Here is a 20250-nt window from a genome sequence, read left to right as displayed (position 1 = left end):
TTCTTTAAAGTTTAAAGAGGGAATTTTTCTTAAAGAGTGTTGACTAATAAGAATAGTTAAATTATAATTATTATACAGAACATAAGTTCGATGAGAGGAAGGTAGTAATATGGCTAATATAGATATTAATAAATTAAAAGCAATTGAAAGTGCAATGGGACAAATAGAAAAGCAATTTGGTAAAGGTTCAGTAATGAAATTAGGAGAACATAATGTTTTAAATGTTGATGCTATTTCTACTGGATGTTTAGATTTAGATATATCATTAGGAATTGGTGGAGTACCTAAAGGAAGAATAATAGAAATTTATGGACCAGAAAGTTCTGGTAAGACTACTATAGCCCTTCATATAGCAGCAGAAGCTCAAAAGAAAGGTGGAGCAGTAGGATTTATAGATGCAGAACATGCTTTAGATCCATCTTATGCAAGAAATTTAGGAGTAGATACAGAAAATCTTATTGTTTCTCAACCAGATACAGGAGAACAAGGATTAGAAATTGCAGAAGCATTAGTTCGTTCAGGAGCTATAGATGTTATAATAGTTGATTCAGTTGCAGCATTAGTACCAAAAGCAGAAATCGAAGGGGAAATGGGTGATTCTCATATAGGACTTCAGGCAAGATTAATGTCACAAGCTTTAAGAAAACTTGCTGGTACTGTTAGTAAAACAAATTGTGTTGCGATATTCATAAATCAATTAAGAGAAAAAGTGGGAGTAATGTTTGGATCTCCAGAAACAACAACTGGTGGTAGAGCATTAAAATTCTATGCTTCAGTAAGACTTGATGTAAGAAGAATTGATTCTATAAAACAAGGTGATGGAATAGTAGGAAATAGAACTAGAATTAAAATTACTAAGAATAAAGTAGCACCTCCATTTAAACAAGCAGAATTTGATATCATGTATAATGAAGGGATTTCAAGAGAAGGTAACATTATAGATGTTGGGGTAAAAGAAGAAATTGTACAAAAAAGTGGAGCTTGGTTCTCTTATGGAGATGTAAGATTAGGGCAAGGTAGAGAAAATGCAAAATTATATTTAAAAGAAAATCCTGAAATTGCATTAGATATAGAAAATCAAATTAGATCAAAACATGAATTGCCATTAATGCAACCACAATCTAATGAAAAACCAAAAAAGTCTGATTCTGGAAAAGAGAAAAGTGCTGAAGTAGAAAAAGAAAGTAATAAGTAAAAATTAAAGGCAAAAGAAAGATTTGAGATTTCTTTTGCTTTTAATTTTTATATTTGGTTATAAAAAGTTAAATGTGTGGAGAAATTATATATGAAATAAAAATATATTTAGTTAATAGAATTTTTATAATAATAATTTTAAATTTAATAAATATAATGGGTTTGTCGGTACATTTAAGATTTTTTAATAAGAAAAATCAAGGTATTAATTATGTAAAATATATAGCATTTAGGTAAAACATATTGAGAAATTATATTAGGGTTTATAGGTAATTTTTAGAATAGAAATCATTAGAAAGAAATAGTATAAGCTAGTAAATGTGGGCATGATAACAATATCATAGCGAGCTTGACATAATTTTATTTTTAATATAGAATAAAAAGGAATACTGGTTTATCATATTCCCAATACAGTGAGAAGAATATGACACCTACTACGATTTCTTGTTTACTTAAATAGATAGCTTAACAAGCTAGGAGGTGTTAATATGGAAATTTTTATTATGATAATAATAGATATATTTATATTATTAGTATTAGGAATAGTACTTTATAAAATGATTCAAAACGTGTCAAAAAACAAAGTTGAATCTCTTGAAAAAGAAGCACAAGATGTTTTAGATAAAGCCAAGAGGGATGCAGAGGCTCTACAAAAGGAGACTATCCTTGAAGCTAAAGAAGAGGTTCATAAGTTAAGAAATGATTTTGAAAAAGAGTCTCGTGAAAGAAGAAATGAGATTCAAAGGCTTGAAAGAAGAGTAATTCAAAAAGAAGAATCACTAGATAAAAAAAGTGATGTTCTAGAAAAAAGGGAAGAAACAATCAATGAAAGAATGCTTGAGATAGATCAAGTAGAAGCAAAAGTACAGGAACTTTATAATGAAAGAAGAGAAGAACTGGAAAGAATTTCATCTCTTTCTGGTGAAGAAGCTCGTAAAATTCTTTTAGATGAAATTAAGAGAGAGATTTCACATGATGCTGCAATAATGATAAAAGAAGTTGAAAGTAAGGCAAAGGAAGAAGCAGATAAAAGGTCTAGAGAAATAATTACTACTGCAATTCAAAGATGTGCCGCTGATCATGTGTCTGAAACTACTGTGCATGTTGTTGCGCTACCAAATGATGAAATGAAGGGTAGAATAATAGGTAGAGAAGGAAGAAACATTAGAACTCTAGAAACATTAACAGGAGTAGATCTTATAATAGATGATACCCCAGAGGCAGTTATTCTTTCCAGCTTTGATCCGATAAGAAGAGAAGTTGCAAGAATGGCACTTGAAAAGTTAATAGTGGATGGTAGAATACATCCAGCAAGAATCGAAGAGATGGTTGAAAGAGCAACTAAAGATGTAGAAAATGATATAAAAGAAGAAGGGGAACAAGCGACCCTTGAAACTGGAGTACATGGATTACATCCTGAACTTGTAAGACTTCTTGGTAGATTAAAGTATAGAACTAGTTATGGTCAAAATGTCTTAAAACATTCCATAGAAGTTTCTTACTTAGCTGGTTTAATGGCTTCAGAATTAGGTCTAGATGTTACTCTAGCTAAAAGAGCAGGATTACTACATGATATAGGTAAAGCAGTTGATCAAGAACAAGAAGGTCCTCATGCACTAATAGGGGGAGATCTTGCCAAGAAATATCATGAGTTACCATTAGTAGTAAATGCGATAGCAGCCCATCACTCAGATGTGGAAATGCAATCTTTAGAGGCAGTATTGGTTCAAGCAGCAGATGCTATATCAGCAGCTAGACCAGGTGCTAGAAGAGAAACATTAGAAGCATACATTAAGAGATTGGAAAAATTAGAAGAAATCGCAAATTCTTATGAGGGTGTAGAAAAGTCATATGCCATTCAAGCTGGAAGAGAAATTAGAATTATGGTTAAACCAGATAAAGTTGACGATGCTGGTACTGCTGAATTAGCGAGAAATTTAGTGAAAAGCGTAGAAGAACAACTTGAATATCCAGGACAAATTAAAATTAATGTTATAAGAGAAACTAGAACAATAGATTTTGCTAAATAAAAAATATAAAATGCGTTTTGTAATATTGCAAAACGCATTTTATATTTTTAAGAGATTATAATTTTGTTTAAAAGTTAAGAAATAAAATTAGTATATTTCATATTAATTGTAAAAAATAAAAGGAATTTAAAGCTATGTATAGAATATATATAAATGTAAACGATTAGTATAATGACGCTAGGAGGAATAATAAAAATGGAAGTATTAAAAGTATCAACAAAATCAAATCCAAACTCGGTAGCAGGAGCGTTAGCAGCCATAATAAAAGAGAAGAATATTGCAGAAATTCAAGCTGTAGGAGCAGGAGCGATAAATCAAGCAGTTAAAGCTATTGCAATTGCAAGAGGATTTGTAGCACCAAGTGGAAAAGATATTATTTGTGTGCCAGCTTTTACTGACATACAAATAGATGGAGAAGAAAGAACGGCTATAAAATTAATAGTGCAACCTAGATAACTTAATGTTTGATTAGATAAAGCATATCAATTATTTTTAAGTTGAAATTACTGATAAAACAGTATATACTAAAATAGTTGAATGCTATATTTATTAATTTTTTGTAAAGAGGTGGATATAATGGTATCAAAAGAAGTAGTAGTAAAAAATGGTTCAGGTCTTCATGCTAGACCAGCAACATTATTAGTAAAAAAAGCTTCAGGCTTTAAGTCAGACGTTAGTATTGAATACAATGGTAAGAAAGCAAACGTTAAGAGCTTAATCGGAGTTTTATCTTTAGCTGTTACTAAAGAAGCAACAATTAAAATAACAGCATCTGGAGATGACGAAGCTTTAGCTGTTGAAGAACTAGTTAACTTAGTACAATCTTTAGAAGACTAATTATAAAAAAAGCCCTATGTTGTGGGGCTTTTTTTGTTTTATGTGCATTATTAGGTATAAGAATAAAATAATAGATGAGTATAAAGAAATATTATTTTTTTGAATGTGCCTCAATTAAGTTGCATCTAAATATTAAAGAAATTAAATTTAAAGATGATAGAAATATGATTACATAAATAATTCTTTGAATTAAAGGGAAACCTAAAGAAACTATATTTACTAAATTAACATTTAGTAAACCTATAAGTCCCCAGTTAAATGCACCTATAATAACCAAAATAAACGAAATTTTATCAAATAGATTTAATTTGCACATTTGCTAACCACTCCTATACATATAAAATATTATATTTATATATATGATTAAAATATTAATATAAAACAAAAGTTTTAAGAAAACACTATAAAAAGTGCAAAAATATGTTATAATACGAATGTTGAAACAAAAACTAAAAAATATATTCGTGTGGAGGTTTTAAATGAGAAATTTATATAGCACACCATTAAATTCAAGATATGCATCTAAGGAAATGAGTTTCATTTTTTCAGATGATATGAAATTTACAACATGGAGAAAATTATGGGTAGCTCTTGCTGAATGTGAAAAAGAATTGGGTTTAAATATAACAGATGAACAAATAAAAGAGCTAAAAAGTCATATTAATGATATAAATTATGAAGAAGCTACAAAAAAAGAAAAAGAAGTAAGACATGATGTAATGAGCCATGTATATGCATATGGTCTTCAATGTCCAACTGCAAAGGGAATAATACATCTTGGCGCAACTTCATGTTATGTTGGGGATAATACTGACATAATAATAATGAAAGACGCATTGTTACTAACAAAAAATAAGATAGTAACAGTATTAAATCACTTAAAGAAATTTGCGATTGAATATAAAGATTTACCAACATTAGGTTTTACTCATTATCAACCAGCTCAATTAACTACAGTTGGTAAAAGAGCAACACTTTGGATGCAAGATTTAGTTATGGATATAGAAAACATAGATTTTGTATTGTCGACATTAAAGCTAAGAGGGGTTAAAGGTACTACTGGAACTCAAGCTAGTTTTATGGAACTTTTTGATGGAGATGAAAAAAAGGTTAAAGTGCTTGATGAAATGGTAGCAAAGAAAATGGGGTTTGATAAGAGTTTTGGAGTTACAGGACAAACATATCCAAGAAAACTAGATTCAATAGTTTTAAACACTTTATCTGAAATAGCTCAAAGTGCATATAAATTTAGTAATGATTTAAGATTACTTCAAAGTATGAAGGAAATGGAAGAACCTTTTGAAAAAAATCAAATTGGATCATCAGCTATGGCATATAAGAGAAATCCTATGAGAAGTGAAAGAATAAGTGCATTAGCTAGATATGTAATAGTAGATTCATTAAATCCAGCTATTACCGCTGGAACTCAATGGTTTGAAAGAACATTAGATGATTCAGCAAATAAAAGATTATCAGTTGCAGAAGGTTTCTTAGCATTAGATGGTGTTTTAAATCTTTACATAAATATTGCTGAAAATATGGTAGTGTATGATAAGGTAATTGCTTCACATGTATTAAGAGAACTACCATTTATGGCTACTGAAAACATAATGATGGAAGCAGTAAAGAGAGGCAAAGATAGACAAGAATTACATGAAAGAATTAGAGTGCATTCAATGGCAGCAGCACAAAGAGTAAAAGGTGAAGGCTTAGATAATGATTTGATTGAAAGAATAATAAATGATGATTCTTTTGGCTTAACTAAAGATGAAATTTTAGGAATTATAGATCCTAAAAAGTTTATAGGTAGATCACCAAGTCAAGTAGTTGAATTTATAAATGAGTATATAGATCCTATTATAAAAAATAATGAAGACGCGTTAAAAATAAAAAGTGAAATAACAGTTTAAATCTATTAACTCAATTATCACCTATATATTAATAAGACATCTTAGTTTATAAAATAATCTAAGATGTCTTATTTTTTAGTTATATAGAGTTAGTAGTGACATTAATCCTCTGTCTATGAAGCTTTCTTCGATAGCTAGTATCTGTAATTTCATAACAACTAAAATCTCATGCATAACGACTTCTAACAATTAGCTAAAGACAAGCCTTATCTGATGATAAAAATTCTGCTTATACTACAATATGAACATCAATTTAATAAAACATGGTGTTATATTAAAATATATCTATATTTCTTATTTTAGGATATATTACAGGATAACTTAAACTTAGAGGATAATTTAGTTTGTTATAGCTGTGGCAACAATATAGATAATCACCAGTTGAAAGTGTATGTGTAATTATTCCAGAATGTGAGAATCTGCCTATTTTAGGATTGTAAAATTGAATTATAGATCCTTTAGTCATAGGAGATTTTTCAGTAATTTCAAAACCTATTTTATTATATATTAAATAAGAATAAAGTTCTTCAACTCTAACCCAAGAATTAGTGTAAGGTTTCCAAATTTTTGTAGTTTCAATACCTCCAAAGTTTATTGCTTGAGAAACAAAATTAGTACAATCACCACCAGAATCTTCAAATAATTTATATTTATCATTAGGAACTAAAGCAAATTTTTCAGCATATTCACATGTCATTAACGGATTATAGTTAAATTTTTTATTTTCATAATAAGGAGTTCTATAAAAAGTAATTGTTTTTAAAAATTTTTTATATAATCTATCTAATACTTTAATTTTTGAATTCCAAATGTTTGTTCTATCAGATTTAATTAAACTATCAATTTGAATAAGATTTTGCTTAAATACATTTTCGTATAAGTGAGGTTCATCTTCTTTATTAACAATAAAAATTATGTTATAGTTTTTATTAACTTTTTTTAATATAATAAGATATTCATCAATAGAAAATGATTTAATACCTTTTGGAAAATTATCAAAAGAGAAAGAGTAAGTGTAGTTAAACTTTATTTTTATTAAATCAAAATTTTTTTCTAGTATCTTATAATTGTATTTGGATTTAATTTTACTAATATTAGAATTTAATTTTGATATCCAAAGATGATTAAAAAATTTTTTTAAGTATAGATCATCAAAAATAGAATCTGTTATATTAAAATTTTTCTTTGAAAGTAAGTTAAATTTATCATATGGAGTAGATAATATATGATAAAATTTATGCAAAGTTACAAACAACAAATATATCACCACCTATTAAAAATTATATTTGTGTTTTGGTACTTAATAGAACAATTGTTTTTATTTTATATTTTAAGTTAGTATTTTATTGTGATATAATTAGCATTTGGATAGACTAATTAAAATATATGCTTCAATTAAGTTAATATATTTATAGGATGTATAAAAAATAAAAATAAATTGATAACATGTATTAACGTGTATAATTTTATATAATATGATATAATTTCAAGAGGATTACATTTTATCTAAATTATTAACCTTAATCATTTAGATAAATAGAAATAAATTATAATTAATTTTACAGTAGTTTGTTGCACTTGCACTATAGTGTAATTAAACTATATAATATAATAAGATTGAAAAACTTAAGTATATAAATTTAATTATATATTTTTTGAATTATTAAGTATAAAAATTAAATTTATTAGAGATTCTTAAAAAGGAGTTATCAGAAGAATGCAAAATTTACCTAACTCAATGGTTGGCAAGTATGAAGAAATTGTAGAAAAGATAAATAAATTTTCTAAAGAACATCTTAATCAAGAATACGAAAATATTTGTATAAAAGCTTTACAAGATTTATGCTTAAATCATGAAGATATATTAAAAAAAGGAAAGGGTTCTTCATGGGCAGCGGGAATTGTACATGCTGTTGGAACAATAAATAATCTATTTGATGTTAAAGAAGAGCCATATATTAAAGCACTTGACTTATATAAAGAATTTGGAGTTAGTAGTAGCACGGGTTCTACAAAGTCAAAAGAAGTGAGAACTTTACTGAAGATGTCAAAAGAAAATGAAATTTGGATGATACACTCTGATAAAAGTGTAGAAGTTTCAGTAGTAAAAGAAGAATGTAAAGTTATAGAAAAACATGAAGCTGATAAGTCAGAAGAAACATTTGAAATTAGTGAAGAATTTATAGTAGCTCAAAAGATAATGAGAAGAGCTTGGATGGAAAAGAATTACAACAAAAAAGTAAAACTTGCAAAGGAAGCTTTAAGCATTTGTGAAAATTGTTCAGATGCTTATATAATATTATCAAAAAATAATAATTTAAGTGAAAATGAACAAAAAAAATTATTAGAGAAAGCTGTTAATGCAGGAAAAAATATTTTAGGAATAGATGATTTTAAAAATGCTTCAAAAGAAATTTTTAAAAGAAAAGAGGCTCAACCATTTTTGGGAGCTAAATATACTTTAGCTATTAAATTATGGAAAATGGGAGAAAGAGATGAGGCAATCAAAAATGCTTTTGAGCTTTTAGAATATAATGAAAAAGATAATTTAATGGTTAGAGGAATTTTATCTAGTTGGCTATTAATTGAAAAGAAATATGATTATGCAGAAAAACTTTTTAAAACTTATAAGAATGATTATTTAGCAGCAGTTGTATATAGTAATGCATTATTACTATATAAGACAGGAAATATTAAGGAAGCAGAAGATATGTTAAGAAAAGCATATAAGAAAAATTCATTTGTAATACCATATATTATAAAACAAAAGAAACTTCCGAAAGTATTACCTAATATATCAAAATTTGGTAGTGAAGCTGAAGCTATGCATTATATTAAATATAGTTTAGAAGCATGGAATAATTCAGTTGAAATTATTAATTGGGTAAAAGAAATGAATATAAATTTTAAAATAGAAATGAATAATTAAGTAAATTTTAGAATAATCTTTACATAAATGAAAAAAAGTGATAATATGAAAATATAATTAAATAAATTATCTTCAGGGCAGGGTGAAATTCCCTACCGGCGGTAAAGCCCGCGAGCTATTTTTAGCAGATTCGGTTAAATTCCGAAGCCGACAGTAAAGTCTGGATGAAAGAAGAGAATGATATATCAATCTAATTAAATTATTATTAGGTTTTTAGCTATGTTATTTAGAATGTTTTATTCCCTGAACTTAAAATTTAGAGTTCAGGGTTTTTAATTTATAAAATATTAATTTAAGCATTAGTTTATTTTAGGTAGAGTAAATTATTTAAAACTATTTTAAATAATTTAATGATTGATTAAATGTGTTTGTTTATAAACCTCTGAAGATATTTAAAACTTCAGAGGTTTTTTTGAATGTACCTAAAATTAGAATAATTCAAATTAGAAGATAATTTATATTAAAATATAGTTTAAAAAATTAAATATAGATAAAACTAAATAAGTAATATTAAAGTGGGTGAGAAGATGAATGAAAATTATATGGACTTAGCTATAGATTTAGCTAAAAAAGGTATAGGAAAAGTAAATCCTAATCCATTAGTTGGTGCTGTAATAGTGAAAAATGGAAAAATAATAGCTCAAGGGTATCATGAATACTATGGAGGGCCACATGCAGAAGTAAATGCAGTTGAAAATTCTACTGAAATACTAGAAGGAAGTACAATTTATGTTACATTAGAGCCTTGTTATCATTATGGAAAAACACCACCGTGTGTTGATTTAATAATTAAAAACAAGTTTCAAAAAGTAGTAATAGGGATGTTAGACCCTAATCCACTAGTAGCAGGAAAAAGTATTGAAAAATTGAAAGAAAACGGTATCGAAGTAGTAGTTGGAATAAGAGAAAAAGAGTGTAGAGAACTTAATGAGATATTTATTAAATATATTACATCAAAACTTCCTTTTGTAGTTTTAAAAAGTGCTACTTCACTAGATGGAAAAATAGCTACATCTACAGGTGAATCTAAATGGATTACTTCAGAAGAAGCAAGAAAAGATGGTCATATATTAAGAAAAAAATTATCAGCTATTATGGTTGGTGTAAATACGATTATTAATGATGATCCCAATCTTACATGCAGAATTGATAATGGAAGAAATCCTGTAAGAATTATTTTAGATAGTAAGCTAAGAATTCCTATGAATTCTAAAGTAATAAAAAATAAAGATGCACTCACAATAGTAGCTACAACTAGGTATGCTGATAAAATAAAGATGCAACAATTGTTAAAAGAAGAAATTAAGGTTATTCAGGTAAGAGATAAAAATAAAAAAGTTGATTTAAAAGATCTTATGATTGAACTTGGAAAAATTCAAATAGATTCAATTTTAATAGAAGGTGGAGGAGAAATTAATTTTTCTTCACTACAACAAGGAATAGTGGATAAAGTTAGATTTTATATTGCTCCTAAGATTATAGGAGGAGTAAATAGCAAAGGAAGCATAGGTGGAGAGGGATTTAGGAGATTAAGTAATGCTGTAAATTTAAAGAGTTTAACTTATAAAAATATAGGTAATGAGATAGTTATAGAAGGCTATATAAAAAACAGTAAATAAAGGGGGATTAAAAGAAATGTTTACTGGGATTATTGAAGAGGTAGGTAGAGTAGAATCACTTACTTTAAATGGAGGTTTTGGATTAATAGAAATTAATGCAAATAAAGTTTTAGAAGGAACAAAAATAGGCGATAGTATAGCATCAAATGGAGTATGTCTTACTGTTTTAGAGATGACTAGTTCTTCATTTAAAGCTAATATTATGGGCGAAACTTTAGATAAGAGTACTTTAGGAATTTTAAAAATTGGAGATAAGATTAACCTTGAAAGAGCTATGAAGTTAGAAGATAGGTTTGGAGGACATATTGTAAGTGGACATATAGATGGTATTGGTAAGATAGTATCAATTGATAAAAGAGAAGATGGTACATGGTTTACAATATCATCATCTAAAGAAGTATTAAAGTACATCATATATAAAGGATCCATATCAATTGATGGGATAAGTTTAACAGTTGCTTATGTAGATGATAATACATTTAAAGTATCTGTAATACCACATACATTAGAAAATACAATTTTATGTGATAAAAAGTTAGAATCACTTGTTAACTTAGAGTGTGATGTAGTAGGAAAATATATAGAAAAGTTAATACCTAAAAAAGATGAAGCAGAAAATGTGAAGAGTAAAAGTAATATAACCTTGGAGTTTTTAAGAGAAAATGGGTTTTAAATAAAAAATATTTTTATGAGGTGATAAAATTGAAATTTAGTAGTGTAGAAGAATGTATAAAGGACTTTAAAGAAGGCAAGATGGTAATCATTGTTGATGATGAAGGTAGAGAAAACGAAGGTGATTTAGTAATTCCAGCAGAAAAAGCTACAGGAGAAAATATAAATTTCATGATTAAATATGCAAAAGGGCTTTTATGTGCACCAGTAGAGGAGGAGATAGCTATTAAATTAGGATTAAATCCGATGGTAGAAAAGAATACAGATAATCATGAAACAGCATTTACAGTATCTGTTGATTATATAGATACAACAACTGGAATTTCAGCATTTGAGAGGGCGCATACAATAAATAAATTAGTAGAAAGTAATAATCTGAATGATTTTAGAAGACCTGGTCATGTATTTCCACTTATTGCGAAAAAAAGAGGGGTACTTGAAAGAATAGGTCATACAGAAGCTTCAGTAGATTTATCAAAACTTGCAGGATTTAAGGGCGCTGCTGCAATATGTGAAATAATAAAAGATGATGGAACAATGGCACGAAGAGACGATTTAATTGAATTTTCAAAAGAGCATGATATTAAAATTTTAACTATAGAATCTTTAGTAAAATATAGATTAGAGAATGAAAGTGTTGTAAAAAAAGAAGTTGAAGCAAATCTTCCAACTAAATTTGGGGATTTTAAAGTAGTAGCATTTAAAGAAAAAGGGACAGAAAAATGTCATTTAGCTTTAATTAAAGGGGATATAACAAAAGAAGAACCAGTTTTAGTTAGAGTACATTCAGAATGTTTAACTGGAGATAGTTTAGGCTCAAGAAAGTGTGACTGTGGAGAACAATATGAGGCTTCTATGAAAATGATAGCTAATAAAGGAAGAGGAATACTTTTATACATGAAGCAAGAAGGAAGAGGAATAGGACTTTTAAATAAATTAAAGGCATATTCACTTCAAGATGAAGGATTAGATACAGTAGATGCAAACTTAGCATTAGGATTTGCACCAGATTTAAGAGATTATAAAGCAAGTTCTGATATGCTAAAGAATTTAGGCGTAAATAAGATAAGATTAATTACTAATAATCCTGAAAAGATAGAAGGACTTAAAGAAAACGGAATTAATGTTGTAGAGAGAGTTCCAGTTGAAATGCCATTAAATAAAAGTGATGAATTTTATTTAAAAACTAAAAAAGAAAGAATGAATCATTTATTAAATATATAAATTTAACTATATTTTAAGTGAACGTTGATATTTTAAAACATATAAATAAATTATAAATAATTAAAAGTATTATAAATTGGAGGAATAAAAAATGAATACATTTGAAGGAAAATTAGTTGCAGAAGGATTGAAATTTGGAATAATAGTGGGAAGATTTAATGAATTTATAGGAAGTAAACTTTTAGATGGTGCATTAGATGGTCTTAAAAGACATGGAGTTAATGAAGAAGATATAGATATAGCTTGGGTACCGGGTGCATTTGAAATTCCATTAATAGCTAAAAAGATGGCGAAAAATCCCAAATATGATGGAGTAATATGCTTAGGTGCAGTAATAAAAGGTTCTACATCACATTATGATTATGTTTGTGCGGAAGTATCAAAAGGTATAGCTAGTGTTTCACTAGAAGCAGAAAAACCAGTGATGTTTGGAATACTTACAACTAATACTATAGAACAAGCTATTGAAAGAGCAGGAACTAAAGCAGGAAATAAAGGATATGATTGTGCAGTATCAGCTATAGAAATGGCTAATTTAATTAATACATTAAAATAATATTAAAAATGGTCTGTTGAAAAATATATAAAAATAAAAACCATGCATAAATAGATTATAGTATATTTGTTTACTATTTTCTTTTATATAGTTTATAAAAAAGTGATAGTTAAAAACATAGTAAATATAAGAAGGAACAATTTAAATTGAATAAAGATATCTTTAATAGAATTTGTTAATATTAATAGAAAAGAGAGTGTCCCTTTTAAAGAATTTTAAAAGGAGACACTTTTTTATTATAGGTCATCAGCATCTTGTTCTTCACCATATCTAGTAGTTCCTTCAGAACTAAAACTGTCATTATGATCTTTCTCAATAAAATATCCATCATTAGGTTCTTTTGAAGGCTTAGCACAATTTGTACAAGACTTTTGTTGAACATGTAATGAATCAATAATTTTTTGTGTTTTATCCATATTAAAAAATACTCCTTTCTTATAATAGTTTTAGTGTTACCAAGTATTGAAATTATAGTATTAAAAATAATATAAATTAAATCTATAACCAATTTACTTAGAAAGGTAATATTTATGAAATATTATCATAAAATTATATGGGTATACTATGTTTTAGGAGAGGGTTATATGAATTTAGAACAATATGATAGAAAATTTAGTGAAAATAAAAAAGTAATATTAGAAAATATACAAAAAGGGAAAAAAGCAGGAGTAAATAAGGTTTCAGCTGTTTTTGCAATAAATGAAAATGATGAAATAAAAAATAAAATGGTTACAGAATTAGCAACCTGGCTTATGAATAGTGGATATAAGGTATCTATTAAAGAAGGTGAGCTAAAAATATTAGTAATTGAATGGGAGTAGGTTATTTATATATTATCATAAGGAAGAAAGAGTAGTATAATTTAATATATATAAATTATGGAATAAAAGATAAAATATATTTGTATACTATATTAATTCTGTATGTATTAAAAGGGCAGATAAATGAGAATGTGGACAGCTTTATATATTTTGATTTAGCAATTCTTTTATTATAATTTATAAGCAAAATACAAAGGGAGAGAAAGTATGAAAGAAAATAGAATAATTAAATTAAAAAAAATAGCTAATACTAAATTTTTAAATCTATATAATGTTAAGTATAAAAATAAAATGGGTAATCTTAAAAATTGGATTATTGCATCGAGAAAAAGTGAAGAAGTATTAAAGGATACTTATTTTAATAGGAAAAATGATAATATTGATGGAGTAGTTATAGTTGCTTTTCATAAACAATTAAAGAAACTAGTTGTAATAAAACAATATAGAGTTCCTATAAATGATTATGTTTATGAATTGGTAGCAGGGCTTGTTGATCCAGGAGAGGATATAAAGACTACTGTTAGTAGAGAACTTAAAGAAGAAACAGGACTTACAATGTTAGAAATTAAAGAAAATAGTAAAGAAAAATTATATATTTCTCCTGGAATGACAGATGAAGCTTTAGCATTTGTATATTGCACTTGTGAAGGGGATTTTTCAAAAGAATATCTTGAAGAGGATGAGGATATTGAAGCTATGTTTATATCCCAAGAGGAAGCAAGAGAGTTTGTAAAAAGTGATAAAAAAATAGATGTAAAATGCTTTTTAGTATTACAAAGTTTTGCAAAATTAGGAGAAAAAATGTTTGATTAGCTCTAAGAATAAATTTTGATACTACATAGCATTTGTTAAGAAATACAAATTGAAAAAATCAATGTTTAAGTTATGTTTTAAGCAAAAGTTTGTATTGTAGTATAAACAAAGTTTTTAGTCTCAGATGAAACTAATTTCAAACTGAGGGTTAGAATTTGTTATACTTTCAAGGAGTACCAAGTTCAAGGCATATAACAGAAAAATTCATTTAAAATATAATAATTATTTAAAATAAAGAGATGAGTATATCAAATACATAAAGATGTTTTGATATACTCCTTTTATATAGACACAATCAAAAAAATAAAAAGTTAATTTATTAATCTATTCTAATGTGCCTTGTAATTAATGAATAAATCCTTGGATTAAAAAATATAAAAGAAAAATTGAAGATATAATATACATACAAATAGAAATATCTTTTCTTTTATTAGTAGCTATTTTACATATAGGGTATAAAATAAACCCAAAGGCTATTCCATCTACAATACTATAAGTTAATGGAATTAAAATTATTGTTATAAAAGCTGGAAGTAGCTCTGTTAAATCATCAAAATTCAAATGTTTTAAGTTTTGAAACATTAAGCAACCAATAATAATAAGTATTGGAGATAATGCTGCATTTGGAATTATTGATATAAATGGTATAAAAAATATTGAAGCTAAAAATAGCAATCCAGTTATTATTGAAGTTAATCCTGTTTTTCCACCAGCAGCTATTCCAGCAGCTCCTTCTACAGTAGAAACTGGAGGACTAGTCCCAAGAAATCCATATGCAATAACAGAAAATGCAACAGCAGATAATGCTTTTGGATTTTTTTCAGGAGCATTTAATAAACCAATGACTTGGCCATGTAATAGCCCTATATTTTCAAATATTAATACCAATGTTAATGAGAATGTAGCTATCCCAAAATTCACACTAGCTATTCCAGAAAAATCTGGATTAAAGAATATATTTTTATATGCTCCGAAATCTGGAAGAGAAAAAGTAAGATTACTTGTATCTACAATTCCCATAAATATAGATATAATTGTACCTAGAATAATTGAAATTAAAAATCCACCTGGTACATTCTTGATAAATAATATCAAAGTTATAATCATGATAATAAAAAATGCAATAACTTGAGGGCTTGTAATATTTCCAAGTTTTAATATTGTAGAAGGATCAGAGACTATAAGACCTGATTTACCTAAACCTATAAGAGTTATAAAAAGTCCAATACCTACGGTTATGGCTTCTTTTAAATTATTAGGAATAGATTCAGTTATAGTATTTGCAAGTGGTGTAAGCGTTATTATAACAAATAAAACACCAGCAACAATTACTGTGGCTAATCCTTCGTAAAATGTAAGACCTAGAGTATTTACAATAGTATAAGTAAATAATGCATTGATTCCCATTCCGGGCATAATGATTAGAGGAGCGTTACTAATGAAACCTGCCAAAAGACATCCAATCAATGAAGCAAATACAGTAGAAATAATCAATGGTTCAAGATCTATACCTGAATCACTTAGTATACTAGCATTGACAATTATAATGTATACTGCTGCAAAAAATGATGTTAAAGCGGCAATAGTTTCCCTCCTAACTGTAGAATTGTGTTCTTTTAGTTTAAAAAATTTGTTCATCCTTTCAACCTGACTTTCAAAAGCTCCCTCACCCACCCGCACAAAAGTGCAAGTATATTATATCATCCATAAGAAATTTTGCAACTTTAAAATTATATAAATTGTAAAATACATATAATTTTTAATGGTTATTATGTAGATTTATATTATTATTTGAAATTATTTTATAAAAATGGGTTACTTTAAAAGGAATTTATCATTGTTTAAATCAAAATTTAAAATTGTTTTTATATTTAATATTAAGGAATAACTTTTTTGTTTTTGTAAAAATAAAACGTAGAAATGATAAAAATAAAATTTAGGAATTATATGATGTTTTTATAAAAAATAAAAAGAAAAATTACTCTAAATTTATATAAATTTTTAAAACTAAATTTAAATAAATAAGGTGAATTTTAATTTAGAAAAATTCACCTTATTTATTTTTATATTAATTATAAAAAATAACGATATTATTAAGTAGATTTTATACAATTAATAATAAAATCATAAAAAAATACATTTTTGTTAATTAACACTATAACAAAAATATTACAGTAAATTGAAGAAAAAAATAACAAATTGATAAAATGAATACCTTTTTTTCAATAAATTCTAAAAAGTAACAATAAAAGGTAAAGTAAGGAAAAAATTGTACGAAAACAAAAATACAAGCATTAAACAAGCTTTAGACAATATTAAAATAATTGAATTATTTAGTTATTTAAAAATTTTATAAATAGTTTAATAAGGGTTAAAAGAACTCTCTTTATACTCTAATAATAAATAAAAATATATGGGAGGAAATTAGATTATGGATGTTATCCAACAAACGAATAGGACAATATTATTTGAGGAAATAAATCCTGAAAGATTAGATTTGATTTCTGTAATTGGAGATACTAAAGGCTTAACTAGCTTAAATGATGATCAGATAAAAGAAATTAATGAAAATTTTTTAGTAAGTAGTTTTGATGAATTTTTAGATAAATTCTCACCAGTTGTATATTCGTTTTATAATGCAACAAACCAAAAGGTAATGTACACATTAAAAAAACCTGAAAATCTTTCAGATAATTTTGTGACAGAAATACCAATAAATCAATCAAATGATTTTCTAAAAATGCTATTCACTTTAATAGATACAAAAAGTGCTCAAGGAATAGCTAATGTAGATTTTAAATTTGAAAATTTATTAGATATGATTTCTCCAAAAAAAGTAATGGATGATATAAGACAATCAAGAAAAGAAATACAATATTTATATAGCAAATATGATGAATTAGATGATGAAAATCCAAGTAAATTAGATTTAGGAGATAAATTAAATAATTTATTTGAAAATGCTAGTGAAAATTATAATAATATAATGGCTATGCTTCCATTAGCTATTGAAGATATAAAAACAAGATTGTTATTAGGAAAAGATGAAAGTCAAAATGGTGGAGAAGCATTAAAAATAGGTGTATTAAGTATGGGAGAAGATGGTGAACTTAAAGTTCTTGAAGCTCCTAAGAGTGAAGAAAAATCATTAATTGCAATAGATGATAATGCTAATGTAGGATTAATTGAAGCTTTTGAAGATGATTATGATGAAGTTAATGAAACAAAATCTGATTATGTAAAGAGTTTAGTAGTTAGAACTTTTTGCCCACTTGCATCTACAATGGAAAGCCAAATAGATGTAGAACGTGAAGTAGAAAATTATAATACATATCTTGAATTCTATAAAAATTCTAAAGATGATTTTATAAAAACTGTTAAACCATTAATAGAAAAAATTGTTGGTGTAAAAATGTTCTTTGATCAATATAAAACAAAAAATAAAGGAATGAGACCAACATTACTTGTTACAAACAATAAACTTGACAGACTAGTAAATTCAGCTAATTTACCAAGGCTTGAAGCATATTTAAGTACTGTAAATGATAAAAATGATTTTGATAATACAATTTGGTTTGGAATAGTTCCATCAATTGAATTAGAAGGACAAAACAAAAGTGGAGCTAAGAGAGAAAGATTTAAGGGAAACAAAAAAGTTGAAAAAACAGAATGTAATACTATGGAAAACCTATCTTTACTTCTTAATACAGTTCAAAAATATAGAGTTCAAATTTTCTTCAGCTTTGAAGCAAGAGAAGATACTACATTCAATCATGTAGCAACAGCAGGAATAGACAAATTTATGGATAGATGTGCCCCTCTTATGAGACAAACATACAGCGAATTCGCCATTCCATGTGTTCCAAACTTTACGATAATTCCAAAGGAAAAATCAGGTGTAATACTTGATAGTAAAATGCTTATGACAGATGAAGGAAATGCAGAATTATCAAAAGCAAAAGAAGATTTATTTAAATTATGGATTGAAGGAGTATATATTGGAAGTTCATATATTGCAGCTGGAATAGTTGCATCATATCAATGTCCAGAATACTTAAAAGAATATTATGGTAATGTATTTTTTGATTATCCAGGAGTAAGATTTGATATTGAATCTGGAGATAATTCATTAAGAGTTACTTCAACTTTAGCAAAAGAAATATCAGGATTTACTAATGAAATCAAAAATTCAATAAATAGAAAGAACTTTGGATTTGTATTCTCATCAGAAAATGCTAAATTTCAAGGTAAAGATATAAAACAAATTACAGTTTATAAGGCAAGAAGCCTTCAAGCAACTGAAAATGATTTTGAATCAATGTATAAGACTTTAGTTACAACTTATATAGAAAGAATGCTAAGATTCTATACAAATGATTTTAAAGAAGATAATATAGTTAAATTCTTTAGTAATAATCCAAGTAGCGTTAAGAGCAAATGGATGAATAATAAAGAATTCATTAATGCAATAATACAAGATGGAGATGACATAAACTTTGTTATAAATGATAAGAGTGGAACATGTAATATTGATCTTGTATTTAATGGAAATATTAAAAATCTTGAAGTTGAAATTACTAGAAGTGAAGCTAGCTAATTCTAATAGATATTAATAAATATCTATTTTAATTATAAAAAAATTATAAAAAGGGAGATGACAAAATGGGATTTAAAGTAAAAGTTGAAGGTGCAGAAACTATTGATTTAAGCATTGAAAGTGTTGAAACAGTAGAATTTAAAACTGATACACCAGATGATTCAAATGCCCGTTCTACAGACCAAGGTACAACACTAGTTATTACAGGAAAAATATTAACTCCAGTAGGAGGAGAGGCTGCTGATAGTACTATGAAATTAGCACAATGGTCTCTTGTACCAGCAGAAAAAGCTGATTGTTACAGAAGCATAAAGGTAGATGTTATTTCAGCATCACAAGTTGTAAGACAAATAACATTACCTAATGCATTTGTTGTAGATTATGAAGAAAGTTTTGGTGACTGTGAGGGTATTGGTACTTTCACATTATGTGCAAAACAAAAGAAAGACAAAACTGCACTTGTAAAATTTGAAGGTGGATTTGGACAAGAATAGGAGGAATTAAAAAATGGGATTTAGAGTAAAAATTGAAGGCGCAGAAACAATTGATTTAAGTATTGAAAGTGTTGAAACAGTAAAGTTTACAACAGATACACCAAAAGATGCTAATGCACGTTCAAAAGACGTAGGAAGCACAATGACTATAACAGGAAAAATATTAACAGCTGTAGATGGAGATCCATTTGATAGCACAAGACAAATGGGACTTTGGTCTTTAGTGCCAGCAGAAAAAGCTGATTGTTATAGAAAGTTAACAGTAGAAGTTATTTCAGCTGATCAAATTATAAGAAAGATTACTTATCCTAATGCTTTCGTTGTAGATTACAAAGAAAACTTTGGTGATACTGAAGGTATTGGTACATTTACACTTGTAGTTAGACAAAAGAAAGACAAGCTAACTCAAGTTACAATTGAAGGCGGATATAGTGCTTAATTAATGCCTTAAATTACTAAAATATAGTTTTATTATAGTTGCAGAGGATTTAAATTGGATTCACTAATAATTTAAATCCTCAAATGCAACTTTTTTAAAATAAGAATAAGTATTT

The 20250-nt window shown here is 26.9% G+C and carries 19 protein-coding genes and 1 riboswitch; of the genes, 15 read left to right on the top strand and 4 right to left on the bottom strand.

Features of this window, described 5'->3' with window-relative positions; all coding sequences use genetic code 11:
* Positions 1-109 precede the first annotated feature (109 nt).
* The 4 genes from recA to KYD98_RS06405 all read left to right on the top strand — a co-directional run bounded on the left by recA (position 110) and on the right by KYD98_RS06405 (position 4061).
* The gene (recA, locus tag KYD98_RS06420) at positions 110-1195 is read left to right on the top strand and encodes a recombinase RecA (protein ID WP_219778780.1); all 1086 of its coding nucleotides are present in this window, start codon (positions 110-112) and stop codon (positions 1193-1195) included.
* A 487-nt stretch (positions 1196-1682) separates the two neighbouring features.
* Entirely contained in the window at positions 1683-3224 is a 1542-nt protein-coding gene (gene rny / locus KYD98_RS06415) for a ribonuclease Y (protein WP_219778779.1), read from the top strand.
* 195 nt (positions 3225-3419) lie between these two features.
* Complete coding sequence (locus tag KYD98_RS06410; protein ID WP_003369307.1) at positions 3420-3680, top strand: stage V sporulation protein S; 261 nt, start codon at positions 3420-3422, stop codon at positions 3678-3680.
* Positions 3681-3800: 120 nt separating this feature from the next.
* The gene (locus tag KYD98_RS06405; protein WP_219778778.1) at positions 3801-4061 is read left to right on the top strand and encodes an HPr family phosphocarrier protein; all 261 of its coding nucleotides are present in this window, start codon (positions 3801-3803) and stop codon (positions 4059-4061) included.
* 91 nt (positions 4062-4152) lie between these two features.
* Here the strand turns inward: KYD98_RS06405 and KYD98_RS06400 are convergent, their stop codons facing one another.
* The gene (locus KYD98_RS06400) at positions 4153-4377 is read right to left on the bottom strand and encodes a DUF378 domain-containing protein (RefSeq protein ID WP_219778777.1); all 225 of its coding nucleotides are present in this window, start codon (positions 4375-4377) and stop codon (positions 4153-4155) included.
* 163 nt (positions 4378-4540) lie between these two features.
* Here KYD98_RS06400 and purB point away from each other — a divergent pair, with 163 nt between their 5' ends.
* On the top strand, positions 4541-5971 hold the full coding sequence (purB, locus tag KYD98_RS06395; protein ID WP_219778776.1) for an adenylosuccinate lyase: 1431 nt from the start codon (positions 4541-4543) through the stop codon (positions 5969-5971).
* A gap of 274 nt (positions 5972-6245) precedes the next feature.
* Here purB and KYD98_RS06390 read toward each other — a convergent pair whose 3' ends face one another.
* Entirely contained in the window at positions 6246-7238 is a 993-nt protein-coding gene (locus KYD98_RS06390; RefSeq protein WP_308462443.1) for an amidase domain-containing protein, read from the bottom strand.
* 450 nt (positions 7239-7688) lie between these two features.
* Between KYD98_RS06390 and KYD98_RS06385 the strand changes: the two genes are divergently transcribed.
* From KYD98_RS06385 to ribH, 5 genes are all read left to right on the top strand, one after another.
* Positions 7689-8900 carry a DUF6398 domain-containing protein gene (locus KYD98_RS06385; protein WP_219778774.1) on the top strand — a complete coding sequence of 404 codons (1212 nt, stop codon included), beginning with the start codon at positions 7689-7691 and terminating at the stop codon, positions 8898-8900.
* A gap of 64 nt (positions 8901-8964) precedes the next feature.
* A riboswitch (FMN riboswitch) is annotated at positions 8965-9080 on the top strand.
* A gap of 347 nt (positions 9081-9427) precedes the next feature.
* Entirely contained in the window at positions 9428-10519 is a 1092-nt protein-coding gene (ribD, locus tag KYD98_RS06380; RefSeq protein WP_219778773.1) for a bifunctional diaminohydroxyphosphoribosylaminopyrimidine deaminase/5-amino-6-(5-phosphoribosylamino)uracil reductase RibD, read from the top strand.
* 16 nt (positions 10520-10535) lie between these two features.
* Positions 10536-11192, top strand: a complete 657-nt coding sequence (locus KYD98_RS06375; protein ID WP_219778772.1) for a riboflavin synthase — start codon at positions 10536-10538, stop codon at positions 11190-11192.
* A 29-nt stretch (positions 11193-11221) separates the two neighbouring features.
* Entirely contained in the window at positions 11222-12415 is a 1194-nt protein-coding gene (locus tag KYD98_RS06370) for a bifunctional 3,4-dihydroxy-2-butanone-4-phosphate synthase/GTP cyclohydrolase II (RefSeq protein WP_219778771.1), read from the top strand.
* Between the two features lie 91 nt (positions 12416-12506).
* Complete coding sequence (ribH, locus tag KYD98_RS06365) at positions 12507-12971, top strand: 6,7-dimethyl-8-ribityllumazine synthase (RefSeq protein ID WP_219778770.1); 465 nt, start codon at positions 12507-12509, stop codon at positions 12969-12971.
* Between the two features lie 236 nt (positions 12972-13207).
* Here ribH and KYD98_RS06360 read toward each other — a convergent pair whose 3' ends face one another.
* Entirely contained in the window at positions 13208-13387 is a 180-nt protein-coding gene (locus KYD98_RS06360; protein ID WP_219778769.1) for a hypothetical protein, read from the bottom strand.
* 168 nt (positions 13388-13555) lie between these two features.
* Between KYD98_RS06360 and KYD98_RS06355 the strand changes: the two genes are divergently transcribed.
* Positions 13556-13792, top strand: a complete 237-nt coding sequence (locus KYD98_RS06355) for a hypothetical protein (protein ID WP_219778768.1) — start codon at positions 13556-13558, stop codon at positions 13790-13792.
* A gap of 207 nt (positions 13793-13999) precedes the next feature.
* On the top strand, positions 14000-14605 hold the full coding sequence (locus tag KYD98_RS06350) for an NUDIX hydrolase (protein WP_219778767.1): 606 nt from the start codon (positions 14000-14002) through the stop codon (positions 14603-14605).
* A gap of 345 nt (positions 14606-14950) precedes the next feature.
* Here the strand turns inward: KYD98_RS06350 and KYD98_RS06345 are convergent, their stop codons facing one another.
* Positions 14951-16243: an NCS2 family permease gene (locus KYD98_RS06345; RefSeq protein ID WP_219778766.1), complete on the bottom strand. Its 1293-nt coding sequence runs from the start codon at positions 16241-16243 to the stop codon at positions 14951-14953.
* 793 nt (positions 16244-17036) lie between these two features.
* Here KYD98_RS06345 and KYD98_RS06340 point away from each other — a divergent pair.
* The 3 genes from KYD98_RS06340 (at position 17037) to KYD98_RS06330 (ending at position 20135) form a co-directional block, all read left to right on the top strand.
* Positions 17037-19202 carry a transcriptional regulator gene (locus KYD98_RS06340; protein ID WP_219778765.1) on the top strand — a complete coding sequence of 722 codons (2166 nt, stop codon included), beginning with the start codon at positions 17037-17039 and terminating at the stop codon, positions 19200-19202.
* Positions 19203-19267: 65 nt separating this feature from the next.
* Positions 19268-19696: a membrane-associated protease 1 gene (locus tag KYD98_RS06335; protein WP_219778764.1), complete on the top strand. Its 429-nt coding sequence runs from the start codon at positions 19268-19270 to the stop codon at positions 19694-19696.
* 13 nt (positions 19697-19709) lie between these two features.
* Complete coding sequence (locus KYD98_RS06330; protein WP_219778763.1) at positions 19710-20135, top strand: membrane-associated protease 1; 426 nt, start codon at positions 19710-19712, stop codon at positions 20133-20135.
* Positions 20136-20250 lie beyond the last annotated feature (115 nt).

It is taken from the genome of Clostridium weizhouense (genome assembly GCF_019431045.1).
GTDB classification, from domain to species: Bacteria; Bacillota; Clostridia; order Clostridiales; family Clostridiaceae; genus Clostridium; species Clostridium weizhouense.
This window is presented reverse-complemented; position numbering and strand designations above follow the sequence as displayed.

Excerpts from the sequence above, each read along its gene's own strand:
- recA (WP_219778780.1), top strand. The coding sequence starts at position 110 with ATGGCTAATATAGATATTAATAAATTAAAAGCAATTGAAAGTGCAATG.
- rny (WP_219778779.1), top strand. The coding sequence starts at position 1,683 with ATGGAAATTTTTATTATGATAATAATAGATATATTTATATTATTAGTA.
- KYD98_RS06410 (WP_003369307.1), top strand. The coding sequence starts at position 3,420 with ATGGAAGTATTAAAAGTATCAACAAAATCAAATCCAAACTCGGTAGCA.
- KYD98_RS06405 (WP_219778778.1), top strand. The coding sequence starts at position 3,801 with ATGGTATCAAAAGAAGTAGTAGTAAAAAATGGTTCAGGTCTTCATGCT.
- KYD98_RS06400 (WP_219778777.1), bottom strand. The coding sequence starts at position 4,377 with ATGTGCAAATTAAATCTATTTGATAAAATTTCGTTTATTTTGGTTATT.
- purB (WP_219778776.1), top strand. The coding sequence starts at position 4,541 with ATGAGAAATTTATATAGCACACCATTAAATTCAAGATATGCATCTAAG.
- KYD98_RS06385 (WP_219778774.1), top strand. The coding sequence starts at position 7,689 with ATGCAAAATTTACCTAACTCAATGGTTGGCAAGTATGAAGAAATTGTA.
- ribD (WP_219778773.1), top strand. The coding sequence starts at position 9,428 with ATGAATGAAAATTATATGGACTTAGCTATAGATTTAGCTAAAAAAGGT.
- KYD98_RS06375 (WP_219778772.1), top strand. The coding sequence starts at position 10,536 with ATGTTTACTGGGATTATTGAAGAGGTAGGTAGAGTAGAATCACTTACT.
- ribH (WP_219778770.1), top strand. The coding sequence starts at position 12,507 with ATGAATACATTTGAAGGAAAATTAGTTGCAGAAGGATTGAAATTTGGA.
- KYD98_RS06360 (WP_219778769.1), bottom strand. The coding sequence starts at position 13,387 with ATGGATAAAACACAAAAAATTATTGATTCATTACATGTTCAACAAAAG.
- KYD98_RS06355 (WP_219778768.1), top strand. The coding sequence starts at position 13,556 with ATGAATTTAGAACAATATGATAGAAAATTTAGTGAAAATAAAAAAGTA.
- KYD98_RS06350 (WP_219778767.1), top strand. The coding sequence starts at position 14,000 with ATGAAAGAAAATAGAATAATTAAATTAAAAAAAATAGCTAATACTAAA.
- KYD98_RS06345 (WP_219778766.1), bottom strand. The coding sequence starts at position 16,243 with ATGAACAAATTTTTTAAACTAAAAGAACACAATTCTACAGTTAGGAGG.
- KYD98_RS06340 (WP_219778765.1), top strand. The coding sequence starts at position 17,037 with ATGGATGTTATCCAACAAACGAATAGGACAATATTATTTGAGGAAATA.
- KYD98_RS06335 (WP_219778764.1), top strand. The coding sequence starts at position 19,268 with ATGGGATTTAAAGTAAAAGTTGAAGGTGCAGAAACTATTGATTTAAGC.
- KYD98_RS06330 (WP_219778763.1), top strand. The coding sequence starts at position 19,710 with ATGGGATTTAGAGTAAAAATTGAAGGCGCAGAAACAATTGATTTAAGT.